Origin of the sequence: Pseudoxanthomonas broegbernensis, from assembly GCF_014202435.1 — a bacterium.
Classification (GTDB): Bacteria; Pseudomonadota; Gammaproteobacteria; order Xanthomonadales; family Xanthomonadaceae; genus Pseudoxanthomonas; species Pseudoxanthomonas broegbernensis.
In genome coordinates, this window is record NZ_JACHGU010000002.1 from 233,295 (window position 1) to 253,369 (window position 20,075).

A 20,075-nucleotide genomic window follows, 5' to 3' on the forward strand; every position below is an offset into this window, starting at 1 on the left:
CGGCCAGGACGGGCGTCGGGACCCAAGGTGGAATGGAGCGGGCCCGGCGCAGAAAGGGGTTCCGGAGGCCGGGCATGCACTCGGGGTCAAGCCCCCGGCCTTGTCCTTCTGGTGGCGCCTACAGCATGGCCGCCAGGCGGCTCGCCTGGGCGATGGCCCGCTTGGCGTCCAGTTCGGCGGCCACGTCGGCGCCACCGATCAGGTGCACCGGGGCGACAACGCCGGCCGCCTGCAATTGCGCCTGGAGGTCGCGGCGGGGTTCCTGCCCGGCGCATACCACCACCGTGCCCACCGGCAGGCGCATTTCCTCGCCGTCGATGCGGATGCGCAGGCCTGCGTCGTCCACGCCCAGGTATTCGGCCCCGCCCAGCATCCTGACGCCCTTGGCCTTGAGCGCGGCGCGGTGGATCCAGCCGGTGGTCCTGCCCAGCCGCGCGCCGGGCCGGCCGGGGCTGCGCTGCAGCAGCCAGACCTCGCGCGCGGCTGGTTCCGGGCGCGGCACGGCCAGGCCGCCGCGGCCGTCGCCGGCGAGATCCACGCCCCATTCGGCCTGCCAGCGGGCGGGATCCAGGCTGGGCGAGGGACCGGCCTGAACCAGGAACTGGGCCACGTCGAAGCCGATGCCGCCGGCGCCGATGACGGCGACCCGGCCGGCGGCCTCGACCCGGCCGCCCAGCACGTCCAGGTAGCCGACGACCATCGGATGGTCCGCACCGGGAAAGTCGACCTTCCGCGGCACGATGCCGGTGGCCAGCACGATCGCCTCGTAGCCGGCCAGGTGCCCGGGCCCGACGGGCGCGCCCAGGTGCAGTTCCACGCCGGTTTCCTCGATGCGATGGTGGAAATAGCGCAGGGTCTCGTGGAATTCCTCCTTGCCCGGGATGCGCTTGGCCAGGTTGAACTGGCCGCCGATCTCATCGGCGGCCTCGAACAGGGCCACCGCATGCCCGCGCTGGGCGGCCACCGTGGCGCAGGCCAGCCCGGCCGGTCCGGCGCCGACCACCGCGATCCGCTTCGGCGTCTTCGCCGGAAGGTAGTCCAGCTCGGTCTCCGCGGCCGCGCGCGGGTTGACCAGGCAACTGGCGCGCTTGTTCTCGAACACGTGGTCCAGGCAGGCCTGGTTGCAGGCGATGCACGTATTGATGGCGTCGGCGCGTCCGGCGCGTGCCTTGTTCGGCCATTCCGGGTCGGCCAGCAGCGGGCGGGCCAGGGAGACCAGGTCGGCCTGGCCGGCGGCGAGGATGCCCTCGGCCACGTCGGGCATGTTGATCCGGTTCACCGCCACCAGCGGCAGCGATACGTGCGGCTTCAGCCGTGCGGTGATGCCGGCGAAGGCACCGCGCGGCACCGAGGTGGCGATGGTGGGCACCCGCGACTCGTGCCAGCCGATGCCGGAGTTGATGATCGTGGCGCCGGCCGCCTCCACGGCCCGGGCCTGGACCGCGATCTCGTCCCAGGCGTTGCCGTCGTCGACCAGATCCAGCAGCGAGAGCCGGTAGACCAGGATGAAGTCCGGGCCGCAGGCCTCGCGCACCCGGCGCACGATCTCCACCGCGAAGCGCATGCGCCTTTGCGCGTCGCCGCCCCAGGCGTCCGTGCGGCGGTTGCTGCGCGGGGCGGTGAACTGGTTGATCAGATAGCCTTCCGAGCCCATCACTTCCACGCCGTCGTAGCCGGCATCGCGGGCGCGCGCGGCGGCCGAGGCGAAGGCGGCGATCTGGCGCTCGACGCCACGGGCGGACAGCGCGCGCGGGGTGAACGGGTTGATCGGCGCCTTCAGTCTCGAGGGCGCCACCTGCAGCGGGTGGTAGCCGTAGCGGCCGGCGTGCAGCAGTTGCAGGCAGATCTTCGCCCCGTGTTCGTGCACCGCACGGGTCACCTGCCGGTGCGGCGCCACCTCCCAGGGCCAGGACAGCTTGCCACCGAACGGTTTGAGCCAGCCGACCGTGTTCGGCGAGAAGCCGCCAGTGACGATGAGCCCGGCGCCGCCGGCGGCGCGCTCGGCGAAATAGGCGGCCAGCTTCGGGAAGTCGCGGGCGCGGTCCTCCAGGCCGGTATGCATCGAGCCCATCAGCACCCGGTTGCGCAAGGTGGTGAAGCCCAGGTCCAGGGGAGCGAACAGGTGCGGGTAGGCGGGCGCGCGGCGGCGGGCAGGCGTCATGTTTGGATACGCAGGCGTACGGAATGAGGCCAGCCTGCCGCGAAACCGCGCAGGCGGCAAGCCGGGACGGAATCAGCGTGCCTGCGCCGGGCGCGGGCCGCGGTCGAACAGGGGCAGGGCGATGCCGCACAGCGGCCCGATCAGCAGGGCGAAGGCCAGGGTGCCCCAGCCGACGTCGCCGCCCAGCCACCACCCCACCGCCAGCACCGACGTCTCCAGCAGGGTGCGGACCCGCCAGATCGGCTGGCCGGTGCGCGCGTTCAGGCCGGTCATCAGCCCGTCGCGCGGGCCCGGCCCGAAATGCGCGCCGATGTACAGGCCGGTGCCGACCGCCAGCAACACCAGGCCCGCGGTGAACAGCGAAAGCCGGCCGGCCGGCGTGGTCGCCGCGGGAATCAGCCACAGCCCCCATTGCGCGCTGGGGCCGATCAGCAGTGCGTTCAGTACGGTGCCCAGGCCCGGCTTCTGCCGCAGCGGCCACCACAGCAGCAACACGGCGATCCCGACCAGGTTGGTGACCAGGCCGAACGCAAGCCCGCTGCGGATCGACACGCCCTGGGCCAGCACATCCCAGGGCGCGATGCCGATGCCGCCCCGGATCATCAGCGAGGAGGCGATGCCGAACAGGAACAGCCCCAGCAGCAGTTGCAGCAGGCGTGCCGGCAGCCGAACCGGCGGGACGGCTTGCGCGCTGGACTCCGGCATCCGGCGCGTGATCGCGGGCTCGCTCACGGCCACCCGGCCAGTGCCAGCTTGCCGATGACGGTCCCCGACTCCAGGCGCCGATGCGCCTCGCGCAGGCCGGCCGCGTCGATCGGCCCGAGCACCTGCGCGAGCGTGGCCTGCAGCTCGCCGGCCTCCACCAGGCTGCCCACCCGGCCCAGGATGCGGTGATGCTCGATCATGTCCGGGGTGCGGAAGCGCGGCCGGGCGAACATGAACTCCCAATGGATGCCGATGCACTTGGCCTTGTACGGATCGCCGATGCGCAGCGGGCCGGCCGGCTCGACGATCAGGCCCACGTGGCCCTGCGGTGCGAGCAACTGGCCCAGTTCGTCCCAGTACCGGTCGGTGTCGGCCAGGTTGATCGCGGCATGCACCTCCTCCAGGCCCAATGCCCGCACCTGCGGCGCCAGCGGTTGGCGGTGGTCGATGACGTGGTGGGCGCCCATCGACCGGCACCAGTCGCTGCTGCGCGGGCGCGAGGCGGTGGCCACCACGGTGAAGCCGGCGTGCCGCGCCAACTGGATGGCGATGGAGCCCACGCCGCCGGCGCCGCCGATCACCAGCAGGCAGCGCCCGCCATTGTCGGCGTCGAAGTCGAAGGGCATGCGCTCGAACAGCAGCTCCCAGGCGGTGAGCGTGGTCAGCGGCAATGCCGCGGCCGCGGCGAAATCCAGCGTGGCCGGCTTGGCACCGGCCAGGCGTTCGTCGACCAGGTGGTATTGCGCGTTGCAGCCGGGCCGGGTGACGTCGCCGGCGTAGTAGACCTCGTCGCCCGGACGGAACAGGGTGACGCCCGGACCGACCGCCTCGACCACGCCGGCGGCATCGAAGCCGAGCACTCGCGGCTGCGCCTCGACCTGCGGCCTGGGCGCACGCAGCTTGGTATCCACCGGATTGACCGAGACGGCCTCCACCCGCACGCGCAGGTCCAGGTCGCCCGGCACCGGCTGCGGCAGCTCGACGTCCTGCAGCGAGAGCGGGTCGTCGATGGGCAGGTAGCGGGTCAGTGCGATGGCCTTCATGGGCGGCTCCGTTCTGCGGCCTGGACGCCGGCCATCATACGCATCGGGTCGCTCCGCGATCCGGCCCGGAACGGTCCTTGAGGCAGGTGCAGGCGCGCCTTCATGCCTTGCCGAAGGTGCCGGATTCCGGCCTCGTCCGGGATCGCAGGCTCCGGGTCGATGCGGGCGACGCGTCCGTGCTGCCGCGCCAGTCGCTGGCCTGGCGGGTCATGGTCGGCAAGCGTGCGGAGGCGCCGGCACGACACCGGTCCGGCAGCGCATCGCTAGGTGAACGAAAGCTTGCCGGGCGAGCTGGATGGCTCCACCAGGCCCGGCGATTTTCACATGTTATGGTACTGTTAACGCCGTCTTCACCCGGTCCCGCCTACCCTTCGCGGCGACGACGTGACAGAACGGCCGTCAGGGATGTCCGCTGCCGCAAGCAGCGATGTCTATATACGAGAACCCTGAGGCACCCGAAGGTTTCTTCGATCCCCCTGAATCATCAAGGAGCTATAGATGAACAAGAAACTTCTGACTGCTGCGTTGATCGGCGGCCTCGCCGTTTCGCAGCTCGCCTCCGCGCAGGAGTTCGACGACCGCTGGTACCTGACCGGCGCGGTCGGCTTCAACGTGCAGGACAACGACCGCGGCACCGAAGACGCGCTGTTCGGCACCCTGGGCCTGGGCAAGTTCATCAGCCCGAGCTGGTCGGTCGATGGCGAACTGAACTACCAGAACCCCGGTTTCGAGGCCAACCAGGACCTCAACTGGAGCCAATACGGCGTGTCGCTGGACTTCCGCCGCCACTTCATCAACGAAGCCCGCGGCTGGAATCCCTACCTGCTGTTCGGCGTCGGCTACCAGCGCTCGGAAGAAGAGTTCGACAGGTTCCCGAACCCGGATTCGCCGGGCAAGCGCAAGGACGGCAACCTGGCCGCCAAGGTCGGCGTCGGCCTGCAGACCACGTTCAACCAGCGCGCCGCCGTCCGTGCCGAGCTGGCCTACCGCGGCGATTTCGACGACCAGAGCGTCGGCGGTGCGGGTGAGGACTGGTTCGGCGACGTGCTGGCTTCGGTCGGCATCGTGATCCCGCTGGGCCCGGCTCCGGTCTCCGCCCCGCCGCCGGCTCCGGCTCCGGTCGCGCCGAGCTGCGCGGACCTGGACGACGACGGCGACGGCGTCAACAACTGCGACGACAGGTGCCCCGGCTCGCAGGCCGGCCAGGCGATCGGTCCGGACGGTTGCCCGGTGCCGGTCTCCATCGACCTGAAGGGCGTGAACTTCGACTTCGACAAGTCCACCCTGCGTCCCGACGCGGTCGCGATCCTGTCCGAGGCCACCGAGATCCTGAAGCGTTACCCGGATCTGCGCGTGGAAGTGGCCGGTCACACCGACTCGAAGGGTACCGATGCCTACAACCAGGCCCTGTCCGAGCGCCGCGCCAAGGCGGTGTACGACTACCTGACCAACAACGGCGTCAGCGGTTCGCGTCTGGTCGGCCCGGTGGGCTACGGCGAGAGCCGCCCGATCGCTCCGAACGCCAACCCGGATGGTTCCGACAATCCGGAAGGCCGCGCGAAGAACCGTCGCACCGAGCTGAACGTCCAGAACTGAGTGACGTCCGCTCGCGGTCGAGTGAACGCGGGGCCCGGCAATGCCGGGCCCCGTTTTTTTGTGCCGGCCATGCAAGGCCCGCATGGGCCGATGCGCCTTCGCAGGCGACGCGCTGCAGCATGCATCGGCCGATGCACGCGCGTCGTCCTTGAATCGGTCCATGGCGCTGCCTACACTCGGTCACTGTCCTGGAGACCCATGCCCATGCACGCTTTCGCCGTGGCCGGATTGCTGGCCCTCACCTTCGCCCCGGCCGCTGCCACCGCCGCGGTGAGTTGCTCCGGATCGGCCGTGCCGCAGCCCCTGCAACTGCCGTCCACGGTGGTGGCGCCGGTGGCGCCCGAACTGGGCGCGCGCGCTTCGCAACTGGGGATGCCCTCGGGCGTGCTGGCCCCGGCCAGCGATGCTTCGCAGTCCCTGGACCGGGTGTTGCTGCGCCTGCGCATCGAGGGTTGCCGCAACGTCGCCCAGGCATTGCCGGCCGCACCTGTGGCGGCCAACCCGGACGATCCGGCCGCCTACAAGCCGCAGACCGAATTCGACAACACGCCCTGGCGCTTCGACATGAGCCAGGGGGGCAAGCGCATGACCGCCGACGAGTTCGACGCCTGGATGAAGGCGCGCGGCGTGCGCGTGGCCAAGGGCGCGCCGAGCGCGGCGCCGGCGGAAGCGCCCGTGGCACCGGCCGCCACGGAATGATCGCTCCGCGACGATGACGCTGCGCGTGCCGCGAGCAGGGCATCGGCCCGGCGCGGCGCGCCGGCGCGCACGGCACGGGGAGGGGGCGATCGCGGGGGAAGCTGCCCTGGTGCCTTCGATCCGCTTCCTCCAGGCATGGGTCGCCCTGGGCCTGATCGCTGCCTGCGCTCCAGCGAAGGACCGGCCCGCGGCCGGGGAGGGGGTGGTCGTCCGCAGCGAAGATCCGCTGGACTATCGCTTCGACATGCAACAGGACGGGCGCGGGATGAGCGCGGACCAGTTCGATGCCTGGATGAAGGCACGCGGGATCCGCATCGCCAAGGGCGTGCCTGCGCGGCACCTCCGCAAATAGACCGCGCGGTACGCCGGCACGGATCGGGGGCACGGATCAGCCGGAGAGGGCGCCCAGTTCGCGGCCGACGCGGACGAAGGCGTCGATCGCCTGGTCCAGTTGCGGGCGGGTGTGCGCCGCGCTGATCTGGATGCGGATGCGGGCCTGGCCTTGCGGCACCACCGGATAGAAGAAGCCGGTCGCGTAGATGCCTTCCTCCAGCAGCCGTCGGGCGAAGCGCTGCGCCAGCGGCGCGTCGTACAGCATCACCGGGCAGATTGGATGGGTGCCGGGTTTCAGGTCGAAGCCGGCCGCGCCCATCCGCTCGCGGAAGTAGGCGGTGTTGTCCCGCAGGCGCGCGCGCAGCTCGTCGGCGCCGGCCAGCATCTCGAACGCCTCGATCCCGGCGGCCACCACGTGCGGCGGCAGCGAATTGGAGAACAGGTAGGGGCGCGAACGCTGGCGCAGCAGTTCCACGATCTCGGCACGGGCGGTGGTGAAGCCACCCAGCGCGCCGCCCATGGCCTTGCCCAGGGTGCCGGTGAAGATGTCGATCTTCTCCATCACGCCCTTGACCTCGGCCGAGCCGCGGCCGGTGGCGCCGAGGAAGCCGGTGGCATGGCATTCGTCGATGTGGACCAGGGCGTCGTACTTGTCCGCCAGCGCGGCGATCTCGTCCAGCGGGGCGATGAAGCCGTCCATCGAGAACACCCCGTCGGTGGTGACCATGACGGTGCGGGCGCCGTCGGCGCGGGCCTGCCGCAGTTGCTTCTCCAGGTCGGCCATGTCGCAGTTGGCGTACCGGTACCGCTTGGCCTTGCACAGGCGCACGCCATCGATGATCGAGGCATGGTTGAGGGCGTCGGAAACGATCGCGTCGCGCTCGTCCAGCAGCGGCTCGAACAGGCCGCCGTTGGCGTCGAAGCAGGCGGCATAGAGAATGGTGTCCTGGGTGCCGAAGAACTCGGCGATGGTCCGCTCCAGGCGCTTGTGCAGGTCCTGGGTGCCGCAGATGAAGCGTACCGAGGCCATGCCGAAGCCGTGGGAGTCCAGCGCGGCCTTGGCCGCGGCGACGATGTCCGGGTGGTCGGCCAGGCCCAGGTAGTTGTTGGCGCAGAAATTGAGCACCGTGCGCCCGTCGGCCAGGGCGATCCGCGCCGACTGCGGGCCGGTGATGATGCGCTCGGCCTTGAACAGGCCCTCCGCGCGCAGGGCCTGCAACTGCGCCGCGTAGCGGGCGAGGGCGGCTTCGGACATGCGCAAATCCTTAACTGCAAAGGGAAAAAGATAGTCTACCCGGGGTGGTGCCCGGCCCGCCTTCATGCGCGTTCGCTATAAGAATCCGCCGTCAAGTCATTTCCCGAGCCGAAACTGAATAGGGACTATTTGCCCACCGGCCGATCGGCCACCACCAGGAAACGAGCAATGCAACTGCGACGCAACGAGGGGCGCGGTGCCGGCGGGAGGCAGATGTTCTGGCTGGCCGGGGCGCTGGCCTGCGCGCTGGCGGCTCCTGCCCTGGCCCAGGACAAGAAGCCGACGGTGGATGAGCTGCAGCGCCGGCTCGAGGCGCTCGAGCAGCGCTTTGGCGGCGCCGGGACGGCCACCGTCGACGGCCAGCCGCTGGACCTGTCCGCCCTGGACCAGCGCCTGCGCGCGCTGGAGCGCAACCTGGAACTGCAGGAAGAGGTCCGCACGGCCAAGGAGAAAGAGGCGGCGGTGGTGACCGTCAACGACAAGGGCGCCTCGTTCAAGTCCGGCGACGGCGGCTACGAGGTCAAGATCCGCGGCCTGCTGCAGGGCGACGGCCGCTTCTTCGGCAGCGGCGCACCGGCCGGCGCCAACGACACCTTCCTGCTGCGCACCGCGCGGCCGACCATCGAAGGCACCCTGGGCAAGTGGATCGGCTACCGCTTCACCCCGGAATTCGCCGGCGACAGCGCCAGCATCGTCGACGTCTACGCCGACCTTAAATTCTCCCCGGCGGCCACCCTGAGGGTGGGCAAGTTCACCTCGCCGGTCGGCCTGGAGCGCCTGCAGTCGTCCTCGTCGCTGCCCGACATCGAGCGCGCGCTGGTCAGCGAACTCAACCCCAACCGCGACATCGGCGTGCAGTTGCAGGGCGAGGTGGCCGGCGGCAAGGTCGGCTATGCGATCGGCGTGTTCAACGGCACCGTCGACGGCCGCGACGCGGTGACCAGCAACCCGGACGATAACTTCGAGTACGCCGGGCGGGTGTTCGTCGAGCCGCTCAAGGGCAGCGGCGGCTTCTGGTCCGGGCTGGGCTTCGGCATCGGCGGCAGCATCGGCGACGTCGAGGGCGCCGGCAACAACTTCCTGCCGCGCTACCGCACCCCGGGCCAGTCGCAGTTCTTCAACTACCGCAGCGCCGTGGCCGCCGACGGCCGCCGTACCCGCTGGTCCCCGCAGGGCTATTTCTATCGCGGGAGCTTCGGCCTGCTGGCCGAATACGCTTCTTCCAGCCAGGAACTGCGCGTGGACGGCGCCACCGCCGAGCTGGAAACCACCGCCTGGCAGGCCACCGCCAGTTGGGTGCTGACCGGCGAGGACGCCGGCTACCGCGGCGTGGCCAAGCCGGCACGGTCGTTCAACCCGGGCAAGGGCGGCTGGGGCGCCTGGGAAGTGGTGGCGCGCTATGGCGAGCTGGAAGTGGACGATGGCGCCTTCCCCCTGTTCGCCGACCCGGCGGTGGCCGCGCGCAAGGCCGATGCCTGGGTGGCCGGCGTCAACTGGTACCTCAACAGCAATCTCAAGCTGGTCGTGAACTACCTGCAGACCGGGTTCGAGGGCGGCGCGGCCGGCGGCGCCGACCGTCCCACCGAGAAGGCCGTGTTCACCCGCCTGCAAGTCGCGTTCTGACCTACTCCCACGCAAACGGAGCCAAGCCCATGAACATCTCCACCCGCTACCGCAAATCCGCCTTCCGCCTGCTCGCCGCCGCGTTCTGCCTGGCCATGGCGGCGGGCGCGGCGGCCAAGGACGCCAAGCTGCTCAATGTCTCCTACGACCCCACCCGCGAGCTCTACCGCGAATACAACGCCGCCTTCGCCGAGCACTGGCAGAAGGCCAAGGGCCAGAAGGTGACGATCGAGGCCTCGCATGGCGGTTCGGGCAAGCAGGCGCGCGCGGTGATCGACGGCCTGGAGGCCGACGTGGTCACCCTGGCGCTGGCCTACGACATCGATTCCATCGCCGAGCGGGCCAAGCTGTTCCCGGCCAACTGGCAGCAGCGCCTGCCCGAGAACAGTGCGCCCTACACCTCGACCATCGTGTTCCTGGTGCGCAAGGGCAACCCGAAGAACATCCGCGACTGGCACGATCTGCTCAAGCCGGGCGTATCGGTGATCACGCCCAACCCGAAGACCTCCGGCGGCGCGCGCTGGAACTACCTGGCCGCCTGGGCCTACGGGCTGAAGATCTTCAAGGGCGACGAGGCCAAGACCCGCAACTTCGTGTCCGCACTGTTCCGCAACGTGCCGGTGCTGGATACCGGCGCCCGCGGCTCGACCACCACCTTCGTCCAGCGCGGCATCGGCGACGTGCTGCTGGCCTGGGAGAACGAGGCGTTCCTGTCGATCGAGGAACTGGGCCCGGACAAATTCGACATCGTGGTGCCGTCGCTGTCGATACTGGCCGAACCACCGGTGGCGCTGGTGGACAAGAACGTGGACCGGCACGGTACCCGCGAGGTCGCGCAGGCCTACCTGGAATACCTGTATTCGCCCGAGGGCCAGCGCATCGCCGCCAAGCACTACTACCGCCCGCGCCATCCCCAGCACGCCGACCCGAAGGACATCGCGCGCTTCCCCAAGGTCGAGCTGGTGACCATCGACGGGGTGTTCGGCTCCTGGGCCGAGGCGCAGAAGAAGCACTTCGCCGACGGCGGCGAGTTCGACCGCATCCAGCAGGCGAAGAGGTGACGATGGCACTGCTTCACGGGACGCCGCGATGAGCGCGGCGGCAACGGGTCCCGCGATCGCCACGCCGCCTTCGGGCGGCGTGGCCGTGCGCGGGCGCCGGGTGATGCCCGGCTTCGGCCTGAGCCTGGGCTATACGCTGTCCTGGCTCGGCCTGATCGTGCTGATTCCGCTGGCGGGGGTGTTCCTGCATTCGGCACAGTTGGGGTGGGATGGGTTGTGGCGGACGTGGACCGAGCCGCGCGTGCTGGCGGCGCTGAAGATCAGCTTCGGCACCGCGCTGGTGGCGGCCGCGTTCAACGCGGTGATGGGCACGCTGGTGGCCTGGGTGTTCGTGCGCTACCGCTTCCCGGGCCGGCGCCTGTTCGACGCGGTGATCGACCTGCCGTTCGCGCTGCCCACCGCGGTGGCCGGCATCGCACTGACCGCGCTGTACGGCCCCAACGGCTGGATCGGCCGCTGGCTGGAGGCGGTCGGAGTGAAGGTCGCCTACACCCCGCTGGGAATCATCGTGGCGCTGGTGTTCATCGGCCTGCCGTTCGTGGTGCGCGTGGTCCAGCCGGTACTGGCCGAGGCCGAGCGCGAACTGGAGGAGGCCGCGGCCACCCTGGGCGCCGGCCGCTGGCAGACCGTGGTCCGGGTGGTGCTGCCCTCGGTGTGGCCGGCGGTGCTGGCCGGCTTCGCCCTGGCCTTCGCCCGCGGCGTGGGCGAGTACGGCTCGGTGATCTTCATCGCCGGCAACATCCCGCAGGTGTCGGAGATCGCGCCGCTGCTGATCACCATCAAGCTGGAGGAGTTCGACTACGCCGGCGCCACCGCCATCGCCACCGCGATGCTGCTGCTGTCGTTCGCATTGCTCTTGCTGATCAACACGCTGCAGTCGCGCCTGGCGCGCGGCGGGCGCAGGGGAGGGAGCTGACGATGGCCGACCGATCCACCGGCGCCCTCGCCCTGGATGCACTGGAGTTTCCCATGCAACACGCAACGACCCGCAGCGCGGCCCGGCCGGCCTCGCCGACCACCGAGCCGCGCTGGGTGCAGTGGCTGCTCATCCTGCTGGCCCTGAGCTTCCTGCTGTCCTTCCTCCTGCTGCCGTTGCTGCTGGTGTTCTCCGAGGCGCTGCGCGGCGGGGCGGCGGCGTTCCTGGCCGCGATCCGCGAGCCGGACGCGCTGGCCGCCATCCGCCTGAGCCTGTTGGTCACCGCCATCGTGCTGCCGCTGAACCTGGTGTTCGGCGTGGCCGCGGCCTGGACGGTGAGCAAGCACAGCTTCCCGGGCAAGCGCTGGCTGGTCAGCCTGATCGACCTGCCGTTCGCGGTCTCGCCGGTGGTGGCCGGCCTGCTGTTCATCCTGATCTTCGGCGCGCACGGCTGGGCCTGGCCGCTGATCGACGAGGGCTGGACCTTTGGCGTGCCGCTGCTGGGGCAGTTCCACCTGCAGTTGCCGAAGATCGTGTTCGCGCTGCCCGGCATCGTGCTGGCCACGGTGTTCGTGACCTTCCCGTTCATCGCCCGCGAGCTGATGCCGCTGATGGAGCAGCAGGGCAGCGACGAGGAACTGGCGGCGCTGAGCCTGGGCGCCGGTGGCTGGCAGACGTTCTGGCGGGTGACCCTGCCCAACATCCGCTGGGGCCTGCTGTACGGCGTGCTGCTGTGCGGGGCGCGGGCGATGGGCGAGTTCGGCGCGGTGTCGGTGGTGTCCGGCCACATCCGCGGGCGCACCAACACGCTGCCGCTGCACGTGGAGATCCTCTACAACGAATACGCCTACAGCGCGGCCTTCGCCACCGCCTCGCTGCTGGCGCTGACCGCGCTGGTCACGCTGGTGCTCAAGACCTGGCTGGAATGGCGCCACGGCGAATCCCTGGCCACCGGCCACCGCCGCTGAAGGAGACGACATGTCGATCGAGATCGAACACCTGTACAAGCGCTTCGGTACCTTCGCCGCGCTGGAGGACATCAGCCTGGAGATCCGCGAGGGCGAACTGCTGGCCCTGCTCGGCCCGTCCGGCTCGGGCAAGACCACGTTGCTGCGGATCATCGCCGGCCTGGAGCACGCCGACGGCGGCCGCGTCCTGTTCGGCGGCGAGGATGCCTCGCGGCTGGGCGTGCAGGAGCGGCGCGTGGGCTTCGTGTTCCAGCACTACGCGCTGTTCCGGCATATGACCGTGGCCGACAACATCGCCTTCGGCCTGAAGGTGCGGCGCCGGCGCGAGCGCTGGCCGGCGGCCAAGATCGCCGGGCGGGTCGAGGAACTGCTGTCGCTGGTGCAACTGCAGGGCCTGGGCGGGCGCTATCCGGCGCAGTTGTCCGGCGGCCAGCGGCAGCGCGTGGCGCTGGCCCGCGCGCTGGCCATCGAGCCGCGCGTGCTGTTGCTGGACGAGCCGTTCGGCGCGCTGGACGCGCAGGTGCGGCGCGACCTGCGTGGCTGGCTGCGGGAACTGCACGACCGCACCGGCGTGACCACCGTGTTCGTCACCCACGACCAGGAGGAAGCGCTGGAACTGGCCGACCGTGTGGCCATCCTCAACGGCGGCCGGATCGAACAACTGGCCACGCCGGCCGAAGCCTACGACCGACCGGCCTCGCCGTTCGTGTATTCGTTCGTCGGCGCGGTCAACCGCCTGCGCGGCCGCCGCCGCGGCGACCGCATCGAGGTCGCCGGACTGGCACTGCCGGCCGGCGCGGCGACGCCGGACGCGGCGGAAGTGGACCTGTACGTGCGGCCGGAGGACCTGAGGATCGGTGAGGGCGGCTGGCCGGCTTTGGTGCTGGGCAGCCAGCGCAGCGGCCCGCGCGTGCGCCTGCGCGTGCGCCTGCTCGGCGGCACCGACGAGGAAGTGGAACTGGAACTGCCGGTGGACGCCGAGGCGGCGCATCCGCCCGGCAGCCAGGTGCGATTGGCGCCGGCCCGATACGGCACCTTCGCGGCGGGCTGAAGAACGCGCGGGACGCGGACCGGGACGAAGGCGACGGGTTCTCCAGAGGCCGATAAATGGCGCGGCGTGGTGCATACGCTGCCCCATTCGGGGGCGCCCGCACTGGGTTGGTGCAAACATTAAAAATTTGTTGCACGGACAATGCCGGCCGGGTTAAACGTTCGCTGGAACCATGGGTGGAGAGCGGCAAGGGCCCATGGTTCCGCTCCCACCCCCACCGATTGGAGAACCCCCGGATGAAGCCGTTCAAGCTCGCTGCGCTCGCCATTGCGCTTCTCGCCCTGCCCTTTGCATCGCTGGCGCAGGAGGCCGACGAGGCCGCCTCGCCGTTGACCTGGTCCGTCGCGGCCGTTTCCGACTACGTCTGGCGCGGTGCCTCGCAGTCGGACGAGAACCCCACCGCCCAGGCCGGGCTGACCTATACCTCGTCCAGCGGCGTGTATGCCGGCGTCTGGGGTTCGGGCGTGGACTTCGGTCCCGGCGATCCCGACCTGGAGGTCGACTACTTCGTCGGCTACAACGTCGATCTGAGCGAGTCGGTCAATTTCGACGTCCTGCTCAACCGCTACAGCTATCCGGGCGCGGCCGACCTGAACTTCAACGAGCTGGCCGCCACCGCCGCCTTCGCCGAGACCTACCGCCTGACGGTGGCCTACAGCAACGACTTCGGCGGCTCGGACACCGACGCGTGGTACTTCGCCGGCGGCGCCAGTTGGGGCCTGCCCAACGACTTCAGCCTGGATGCCGGGGTGGGCTACAGCAAGTTCGACAGCGCCTACTCGGACAACTACGTGGACTGGAACATCGGCGTCAGCAAGAGCTGGGGCCTGTTCACCGCCGCGTTGGGCTACCACGGCGTGGACGGCAACGGTCGCGACATCTTCGGCGACCTGGCCGACGACCGCCTGGTGCTGACCTTGAGCCTGGGCAACTGAGCCGGGCGGATTCCGCGCCGGCGAGGCGGCAAGCGCAACACGGGAAAGGCGCCGCAAGGCGCCTTTCCCCCATTCTCACCCTGGAATATTCGCACCCTGGAGTAGACCGATCGCCAGCGCGATGCGCGAACGGCTCCCGGCCGCCGGCTCAGTGCCAGCTCAGCACCACCTTGCCGGCCTTGCCCTGTTCCATCAGGTCGAAGCCGCGCTGGAACGCCTCGGCCGGCAACTGGTGGGTGAGTACCTTGCCCAGCGGGAAACCGGACAGCACCAGTTGGGTCATCTTGTACCAGGTCTCGTACATCTTCCTGCCGTAGATGCCCTGCACGGTCAGGCCCTTGAAGATGATCCGGTCCCAGTCCACGCCCGAGCCCTTGGGCAGCAGGCCGAGCAGGGCGACCTTGCCGCCGTGGTACATGCAGTCGAGCATGTCGTTGAACGCGCGCGGGTTGCCGCTCATCTCCAGGCCCACGTCGAAGCCTTCCATGTGCAGGTTGGCCATCGCGTCCTTGAGCGAGGCGTCGGCCACGTTGACCACGCGGGTGGCGCCCATGTCCGCGGCCAGCTTCAGGCGGAAGTCGTTGACGTCGGTGATGACGACATTGCGCGCGCCGATGTGCTTGCAGATGCCGGCGGCGATGATGCCGATGGGGCCGGCGCCGGTGATCAGTACGTCCTCGCCGACCACGTCGAACTCCAGCGCGCAGTGAGCGGCGTTGCCGCAAGGGTCGAAGAAGGCAGCCAGCTCCGACGGGATCGGGTCGGGGATCGGCCACAGGTTGGAGGCCGGCATCACGATGTACTCGGCGAAGGCGCCGTCGCGGTCGACCCCTATGCCCTGCGTGTGCGGGCACAGGTGCGGGCGCCCGCCGCGGCAGTTGCGGCAGTGGCCGCAGACGATGTGGCCCTCGGCCGACACGCGCTGGCCGATGCGGTAGCCGGACGCACCCGGGCCCAGCGCGGCCACCCGGCCGACGAACTCGTGGCCGATCACCAGCCCCGGGCGGATGGTGCGCTGCGCCCACTCGTCCCACAGGTGGATGTGCAGGTCGGTGCCGCAGATGGCGGTCTTCTCGACCCGGATCAGCACCTCGTTGGGGCCGGCCATGGGCACCGGCACCTCGTCCATCCAGAGGCCCCTGGTGGCCTCGCGCTTGACCAGCGCCCTCATCGTACCGGCCATCGTCGGTCTCCGGCGGGGAAAGCGGCATTGTATGTTGCTCGAGAAACCATTGGCGTGATGCCGCCGCGGTGCGGCCGTAGGCCATCGGTCATGGGGCGCCCCGGACCGGGCGTGGCTAGAATGGGGAAATCATTTCACATGGAACCGTCGCCATGCGCCTGCGTCTGCTCTCCGTTTCCGTCCTGGCGGTCCTGGCCGCCGTTCCCGCCGCCCATGCCGGCGAGGGCATGTGGGTGCCGCAGCAACTGCCGCAGATCGCCGGCCCGCTGGAGAAGGCCGGCCTGAAGCTGTCGCCGCGGCAACTGGCCGACCTGACCGGCGATCCGATGGGCGCGGTGGTGGCGCTGGGCGGCTGCACCGCCAGCTTCGTCTCCCCCAACGGCCTGGTGGTGACCAACCACCACTGCGCCTACGGCGCCATCCAGCTCAACTCCACCGCGCAGGACAACTTGATCGAGCAGGGATTCAACGCGCCCACGCCGGCCGCCGAACTCAGCGCCGGGCCCAACGCGCGCGTGTTCGTGCTCGACCAGATCACCGACGTGACCGAACGGGCGCAGGCGGCCATCGCCGCCGCCGGCGACGACGCGCTGGGCCGCACCCGCGCGCTGGAGGACTTCGAGAAGAAGCTGGTCGCGCAATGCGAGGCCGACGAGGGCTTCCGCTGCCGCCTGTACAGCTTCTCCGGCGGCAACGTCTACCGCCTGTTCAAGAACCTGGAGATCCGCGACGTGCGCCTGGCCTACGCGCCCCCGGGCAGCGTGGGCAAGTACGGCGGCGACATCGACAACTGGATGTGGCCGCGCCACACCGGCGACTTCGCCTTCTACCGCGCCTACGTCGGCAAGGACGGCAAGCCGGCCGCGTTTTCGGCCGACAACGTGCCGTACAAGCCCAGGCACTGGCTCACGCTCGCCGAGCAGCCGCTGGGCGCGGGCGATTTCGTGATGGTGGCCGGCTACCCGGGCTCGACCAACCGCTATGCGCTGGCCGCCGAGTTCGACAACACCGCGCAATGGACCTATCCCACCATCGCCCGCCACTACCGGGAGCTGATCGCCCTGGTCGGCGAGGCCGGCAAGCAGGACCCGGACATCCAGGTGAAGTACGCCAGCACCATGGCCGGCTGGAACAACACCAGCAAGAACTACGCCGGCCAGCTCGAAGGCTTCCGCCGGATCGACGCGGCCGGGCAGAAGCACGCCGAGGAAGCGGCGGTGCTGGCCTGGCTGAAGGGGCAGGGCGGCAAGGGCGCTGCCGCGCTGGCCGCGCACGACCGGCTGGTGGCGCTGCTGGAGCAGTCCAAGGCCACGCGCGAGCGCGACCTGGCGCTGGGCATGTTCAACAACACCGCCGTGCTCGGCTCGGCCACCCAGCTCTACCGCCTGGCGATCGAGCGCGCCAAGCCCGACGCCGAGCGCGAGCCCGGCTACCAGCAGCGCGACCTGCCGGCGATCGAGGGCGGCCTGAAGCAGCTCGAGCGCCGCTACGTGCCGGCGATGGATCGGCAGTTGCAGGAATACTGGCTCAACGAGTACCTCAAGCTGCCGGCCGCCCAGCGCGTGGCCGCGGTGGACGCCTGGCTGGGCGGCGGCGACGCGGCCGCGGTCCAGCGCGCCCTGGACCGCCTGGCCGGCACCCGGCTGAGCGGCACCGAGGAACGCCTGAAGTGGATGGATGCCGAGCGCGACGCGTTCGAGTCCAGCGACGACCCGGCCATCCAGTACGCGGTGGCGGTGATGCCGACCCTGCTGCAACTGGAACAGGAGCGCAAGACCCGCGCCGGGCAGAACCTGGCCGCGCGCCCGGTCTACCTGCAGGCGCTGGCCGACTACAAGAACGGCCAGGGCCGCTTCGTCTACCCGGACGCCAACCTGTCGCTGCGCATCACCTTCGGCAACGTCACCGGCTACGTACCCAGGGACGGCGTGGAGTACACCCCGTTCACCACTCTGGAAGGCGTGGTGGCCAAGGAAACCGGCGCGGCCCCGTTCGACTCGCCCAGGGCGCTGCTCGATGCGGTGGCGGCCAAGCGCTACGGCGGCCTGGAAGACCCGCGCCTGGGCTCGGTGCCGGTGAACTTCCTGGCCGACCTGGACATCACCGGCGGCAACTCCGGCTCGCCGGTGCTGGACGCGCACGGCCGGCTGGTGGGCCTGGCCTTCGACGGCAACTGGGAATCGGTCAGCTCCAACTGGGTGTTCGATCCGAAGATGACCCGCATGATCTCGGTCGACCAGCGCTACATGCGCTGGATCATGCAGGAGGTCTATCCGGCGCCGCAGTTGCTGCGCGAGATGGGCGTCGGCGCCCGCTGAGGCCGGCCCGGCGGCGGCCGGGCCACGGGCCGGCCGCGAGCGGGTATGATGCGCACCCCGCCGCGCCCACCCGGCGCGGCGGTTTGCCGATACCAGGGATTTCCATGCGCATCCTGCTTGCACGCCACGGCGAGACGCCGTGGAACGCCGAAGGCCGATACCAGGGCCAGATCGACATTCCGCTCTCGCCGGTGGGCGAATCGCAGGCGCGCGCGCTGGGCGAGCGACTGCGCGAAGTGCCGATCTCGCGGGCGGTGGCCTCGCCGCTGTCGCGCGCGCGCCACACCGCCGAGCTGGCACTGGGCCAGGCGCGCACCGGCCTGCTGTCGATCGACCCGGACGTGCAGGAGATCGCCCACGGCGAATGGGAAGGCCTGCTGGCCAGCGAGATCAACGACAAGGACCCGGCCCGCCTGCGCGCCTGGCGCGAGGAGCCGGACACGGTGCTGATGCCCGGCGGCGAGTCGCTGCGCCAGGTGCTGGACCGTTCCTGGCGCGGATTGGTCCGCGCCACCGAGGGCCTGGGCGCGGACGACATCCTGCTGCTGGTCGCGCACGACGCGGTCAACCGGGTGCTGTTGTGCAAGATCCTGGGCCTGCCGATCGGCAAGCTGTGGACCTTCCGCCAGGCCCCGACCACGCTCAACCTGCTCGAAGGCGCGGACGTGGACAGCCTGGAAGTGGTGCGCCTGAACGACTGCGCCCACCACACCCCGTTCTTCGGCGAGGCCAAGCACCGGGCGCTGTAGCCGGAAACGCCACCGCGCCATCGCCGGGCGGACGGCGCGTCCGCTTCCGTGCCGCCCCTCGCGCAGCCGCCGTGGGCGTGGGTGGCCCGATCATCCCGCGGGCCGGCGCATGCTGGCTGCGGGCCCTGGCTTTGACCGCCGCCCTCCGCGGGACGAGGATGGCCGGCGCAGGCTCGAGGATTCGAGGGCATCGACGTGAACCTGGATCGTTGGCTGGCCTACATCGAGCGCCAGCATCCGCGCAGCATCGAGATGGGGCTGGAACGCGTGCGCGCGGTCGCCGCGCAGATGGGCCTGGCGCGGCCCGCGCCGCGGGTGGTCACGGTGGCCGGCACCAACGGCAAGGGCTCGACGGTGGCCTTCGTCGAGGCCATCGCCCGCGCCGGCGGCTGGAAGACCGGCGCCTACACCTCGCCGCACCTGCTGCGCTACAACGAGCGGGTGCGCATCGATGGCGAGGAAGCCTCCGACGACGCACTGGCGCAGGCCTTCGCCGCGGTCGAGGCCGCGCGCGGCGATACCGCGCTGACCTACTTCGAGTACGGCACCCTGGCGGCGCTGTGGCTGTTCGAGCGCGCCGGGCTGGACCTGGCGGTGCTGGAAGTGGGCCTGGGCGGGCGCCTGGACGCGGTTAACGTGGTCGATGCGGACGTGGCGGTGGTCACCACCGTGGACATCGACCATACCGACTGGCTGGGCGCGGACCGCGAGGCGATCGGCCACGAGAAGGCCGGCATCGCGCGGGCCTGGAAGCCGCTGGTGCTGGGCGAGACCGACCCGCCGTCCAGCGTGCTGCGCCATGCCTACGCCATCGGTGCCAACGCCATCCGCCTGGGCAGCGACTTCTTCCACGAGCCGGTGGACGCGGCGCACTGGCGCTGGCGCGAGGTCGGCGCCGATCTGCTGTTGCCGGTGCCGGGGCTGGCCGCGCCGGCGCAGCGGGCCAACGCGGCCACGGCGATCGCTGCGCTGCGCGCGCTGCCGGGTGCCGCATTGCCGGAGCGGGCCTTCGCCGAGGGCGTGGCGAACGCGGCGCTGCCCGGGCGTCTGCAGCGCTTCGACCGCGGCGGCGTGGAGATCGTGGTCGACGTGGCCCACAACCCGCAGGCCGCGCGCGAGCTGGCCGCCTGGCTGCAGGCGCGGCCGGCCGCGGGCAGCACCGCGGCGGTACTGGCGATGCTCGGCGACAAGGACGCCACGGCGGTCGTCCAGACGCTGGCGCCGCACGTATCGCGCTGGCACCTGGCGGGCCTGGACGGCATCGCGCGGGGCCAGGACGTGGCCGCCTTCGCGGCGCGGCTGGCCGGCACCGCGGCCGCGGCCGGCAGCCGCGATGCGCAGGTCGCCGCTGCGCTGGATCGCGCGCTGTCCCTGGCGGCGTCCGGCGACCGGGTGCTGGTGTTCGGCTCGTTCCACACCGCCGCGGCGGCCCTGGCGGCCCTGCATTCAGGCCGCTGACGGCCTGGCGACGGAGGGGCG

Annotated in this window: 17 protein-coding genes; 12 read left to right on the forward strand and 5 right to left on the reverse strand. The window is 70.7% G+C overall.

Annotation, left to right across the window (positions count from 1 at the left end; translation table 11 throughout):
* Window positions 1-118: 118 nt before the first annotated feature.
* From HNR76_RS04610 to HNR76_RS04620, 3 genes are all read right to left on the reverse strand, one after another.
* Window positions 119-2,161 (reverse strand): NADPH-dependent 2,4-dienoyl-CoA reductase, encoded by a 2,043-nt coding sequence (locus tag HNR76_RS04610; protein WP_162311751.1) that lies wholly within the window; start codon window positions 2,159-2,161, stop codon window positions 119-121.
* Window positions 2,162-2,233: 72 nt separating this feature from the next.
* Window positions 2,234-2,866, reverse strand: coding sequence for a membrane protein YczE (gene yczE / locus HNR76_RS04615; protein ID WP_162311797.1), 633 nt, complete (start codon window positions 2,864-2,866; stop codon window positions 2,234-2,236).
* Window positions 2,867-2,889: 23 nt separating this feature from the next.
* The gene (locus tag HNR76_RS04620) at window positions 2,890-3,909 is read right to left on the reverse strand and encodes a zinc-binding alcohol dehydrogenase family protein (protein WP_162311750.1); all 1,020 of its coding nucleotides are present in this window, start codon (window positions 3,907-3,909) and stop codon (window positions 2,890-2,892) included.
* A gap of 498 nt (window positions 3,910-4,407) precedes the next feature.
* Here HNR76_RS04620 and HNR76_RS04625 point away from each other — a divergent pair, with 498 nt between their 5' ends.
* The 3 genes from HNR76_RS04625 to HNR76_RS04635 all read left to right on the forward strand — a co-directional run bounded on the left by HNR76_RS04625 (window position 4,408) and on the right by HNR76_RS04635 (window position 6,556).
* The gene (locus HNR76_RS04625; protein WP_162311749.1) at window positions 4,408-5,505 is read left to right on the forward strand and encodes an OmpA family protein; all 1,098 of its coding nucleotides are present in this window, start codon (window positions 4,408-4,410) and stop codon (window positions 5,503-5,505) included.
* A 204-nt stretch (window positions 5,506-5,709) separates the two neighbouring features.
* Window positions 5,710-6,204, forward strand: coding sequence for a hypothetical protein (locus tag HNR76_RS04630; RefSeq protein ID WP_162311748.1), 495 nt, complete (start codon window positions 5,710-5,712; stop codon window positions 6,202-6,204).
* Window positions 6,205-6,217: 13 nt separating this feature from the next.
* On the forward strand, window positions 6,218-6,556 hold the full coding sequence (locus tag HNR76_RS04635; RefSeq protein ID WP_246429009.1) for a hypothetical protein: 339 nt from the start codon (window positions 6,218-6,220) through the stop codon (window positions 6,554-6,556).
* Window positions 6,557-6,592: 36 nt separating this feature from the next.
* On the opposite strand, the gene kbl is transcribed toward HNR76_RS04635, so the two are convergent.
* The gene (gene kbl / locus HNR76_RS04640; RefSeq protein ID WP_425501818.1) at window positions 6,593-7,792 is read right to left on the reverse strand and encodes a glycine C-acetyltransferase; all 1,200 of its coding nucleotides are present in this window, start codon (window positions 7,790-7,792) and stop codon (window positions 6,593-6,595) included.
* A 168-nt stretch (window positions 7,793-7,960) separates the two neighbouring features.
* Here kbl and HNR76_RS04645 point away from each other — a divergent pair, with 168 nt between their 5' ends.
* The 6 genes from HNR76_RS04645 to HNR76_RS04670 all read left to right on the forward strand — a co-directional run bounded on the left by HNR76_RS04645 (window position 7,961) and on the right by HNR76_RS04670 (window position 14,346).
* Window positions 7,961-9,415 carry an OprO/OprP family phosphate-selective porin gene (locus HNR76_RS04645; RefSeq protein WP_246429010.1) on the forward strand — a complete coding sequence of 485 codons (1,455 nt, stop codon included), beginning with the start codon at window positions 7,961-7,963 and terminating at the stop codon, window positions 9,413-9,415.
* A gap of 29 nt (window positions 9,416-9,444) precedes the next feature.
* Complete coding sequence (locus HNR76_RS04650) at window positions 9,445-10,476, forward strand: sulfate ABC transporter substrate-binding protein (protein ID WP_162311746.1); 1,032 nt, start codon at window positions 9,445-9,447, stop codon at window positions 10,474-10,476.
* Window positions 10,477-10,579: 103 nt separating this feature from the next.
* Window positions 10,580-11,392, forward strand: a complete 813-nt coding sequence (gene cysT / locus HNR76_RS04655; protein WP_162311794.1) for a sulfate ABC transporter permease subunit CysT — start codon at window positions 10,580-10,582, stop codon at window positions 11,390-11,392.
* A gap of 53 nt (window positions 11,393-11,445) precedes the next feature.
* Complete coding sequence (gene cysW / locus HNR76_RS04660) at window positions 11,446-12,360, forward strand: sulfate ABC transporter permease subunit CysW (RefSeq protein ID WP_162311745.1); 915 nt, start codon at window positions 11,446-11,448, stop codon at window positions 12,358-12,360.
* Window positions 12,361-12,370: 10 nt separating this feature from the next.
* Window positions 12,371-13,411, forward strand: coding sequence for a sulfate/molybdate ABC transporter ATP-binding protein (locus HNR76_RS04665; RefSeq protein WP_162311744.1), 1,041 nt, complete (start codon window positions 12,371-12,373; stop codon window positions 13,409-13,411).
* A gap of 236 nt (window positions 13,412-13,647) precedes the next feature.
* The gene (locus HNR76_RS04670; protein WP_162311743.1) at window positions 13,648-14,346 is read left to right on the forward strand and encodes a TorF family putative porin; all 699 of its coding nucleotides are present in this window, start codon (window positions 13,648-13,650) and stop codon (window positions 14,344-14,346) included.
* Between the two features lie 148 nt (window positions 14,347-14,494).
* Here HNR76_RS04670 and tdh read toward each other — a convergent pair whose 3' ends face one another.
* Window positions 14,495-15,529 (reverse strand): L-threonine 3-dehydrogenase, encoded by a 1,035-nt coding sequence (tdh, locus tag HNR76_RS04675; RefSeq protein WP_162311742.1) that lies wholly within the window; start codon window positions 15,527-15,529, stop codon window positions 14,495-14,497.
* 152 nt (window positions 15,530-15,681) lie between these two features.
* Here tdh and HNR76_RS04680 point away from each other — a divergent pair, with 152 nt between their 5' ends.
* From HNR76_RS04680 to folC, 3 genes are all read left to right on the forward strand, one after another.
* A complete protein-coding gene (locus tag HNR76_RS04680; protein ID WP_162311741.1) occupies window positions 15,682-17,847 on the forward strand; it encodes a S46 family peptidase in 2,166 nt (721 codons plus the stop codon).
* A gap of 104 nt (window positions 17,848-17,951) precedes the next feature.
* Entirely contained in the window at window positions 17,952-18,596 is a 645-nt protein-coding gene (locus HNR76_RS04685; protein ID WP_162311740.1) for a histidine phosphatase family protein, read from the forward strand.
* A 195-nt stretch (window positions 18,597-18,791) separates the two neighbouring features.
* Window positions 18,792-20,054 (forward strand): bifunctional tetrahydrofolate synthase/dihydrofolate synthase, encoded by a 1,263-nt coding sequence (folC, locus tag HNR76_RS04690; RefSeq protein ID WP_282959743.1) that lies wholly within the window; start codon window positions 18,792-18,794, stop codon window positions 20,052-20,054.
* Window positions 20,055-20,075 lie beyond the last annotated feature (21 nt).

Bases quoted from the DNA above. Each gene is read 5' to 3' on its own strand.
- HNR76_RS04610 (WP_162311751.1), bottom strand. From the start codon at position 2,161: ATGACGCCTGCCCGCCGCCGCGCGCCCGCCTACCCGCACCTGTTCGCT.
- yczE (WP_162311797.1), bottom strand. From the start codon at position 2,866: ATGCCGGAGTCCAGCGCGCAAGCCGTCCCGCCGGTTCGGCTGCCGGCA.
- HNR76_RS04620 (WP_162311750.1), bottom strand. From the start codon at position 3,909: ATGAAGGCCATCGCACTGACCCGCTACCTGCCCATCGACGACCCGCTC.
- HNR76_RS04625 (WP_162311749.1), top strand. From the start codon at position 4,408: ATGAACAAGAAACTTCTGACTGCTGCGTTGATCGGCGGCCTCGCCGTT.
- HNR76_RS04630 (WP_162311748.1), top strand. From the start codon at position 5,710: ATGCACGCTTTCGCCGTGGCCGGATTGCTGGCCCTCACCTTCGCCCCG.
- HNR76_RS04635 (WP_246429009.1), top strand. From the start codon at position 6,218: ATGACGCTGCGCGTGCCGCGAGCAGGGCATCGGCCCGGCGCGGCGCGC.
- kbl (WP_425501818.1), bottom strand. From the start codon at position 7,792: ATGTCCGAAGCCGCCCTCGCCCGCTACGCGGCGCAGTTGCAGGCCCTG.
- HNR76_RS04645 (WP_246429010.1), top strand. From the start codon at position 7,961: ATGCAACTGCGACGCAACGAGGGGCGCGGTGCCGGCGGGAGGCAGATG.
- HNR76_RS04650 (WP_162311746.1), top strand. From the start codon at position 9,445: ATGAACATCTCCACCCGCTACCGCAAATCCGCCTTCCGCCTGCTCGCC.
- cysT (WP_162311794.1), top strand. From the start codon at position 10,580: ATGCCCGGCTTCGGCCTGAGCCTGGGCTATACGCTGTCCTGGCTCGGC.
- cysW (WP_162311745.1), top strand. From the start codon at position 11,446: ATGCAACACGCAACGACCCGCAGCGCGGCCCGGCCGGCCTCGCCGACC.
- HNR76_RS04665 (WP_162311744.1), top strand. From the start codon at position 12,371: ATGTCGATCGAGATCGAACACCTGTACAAGCGCTTCGGTACCTTCGCC.
- HNR76_RS04670 (WP_162311743.1), top strand. From the start codon at position 13,648: ATGAAGCCGTTCAAGCTCGCTGCGCTCGCCATTGCGCTTCTCGCCCTG.
- tdh (WP_162311742.1), bottom strand. From the start codon at position 15,529: ATGGCCGGTACGATGAGGGCGCTGGTCAAGCGCGAGGCCACCAGGGGC.
- HNR76_RS04680 (WP_162311741.1), top strand. From the start codon at position 15,682: ATGCGCCTGCGTCTGCTCTCCGTTTCCGTCCTGGCGGTCCTGGCCGCC.
- HNR76_RS04685 (WP_162311740.1), top strand. From the start codon at position 17,952: ATGCGCATCCTGCTTGCACGCCACGGCGAGACGCCGTGGAACGCCGAA.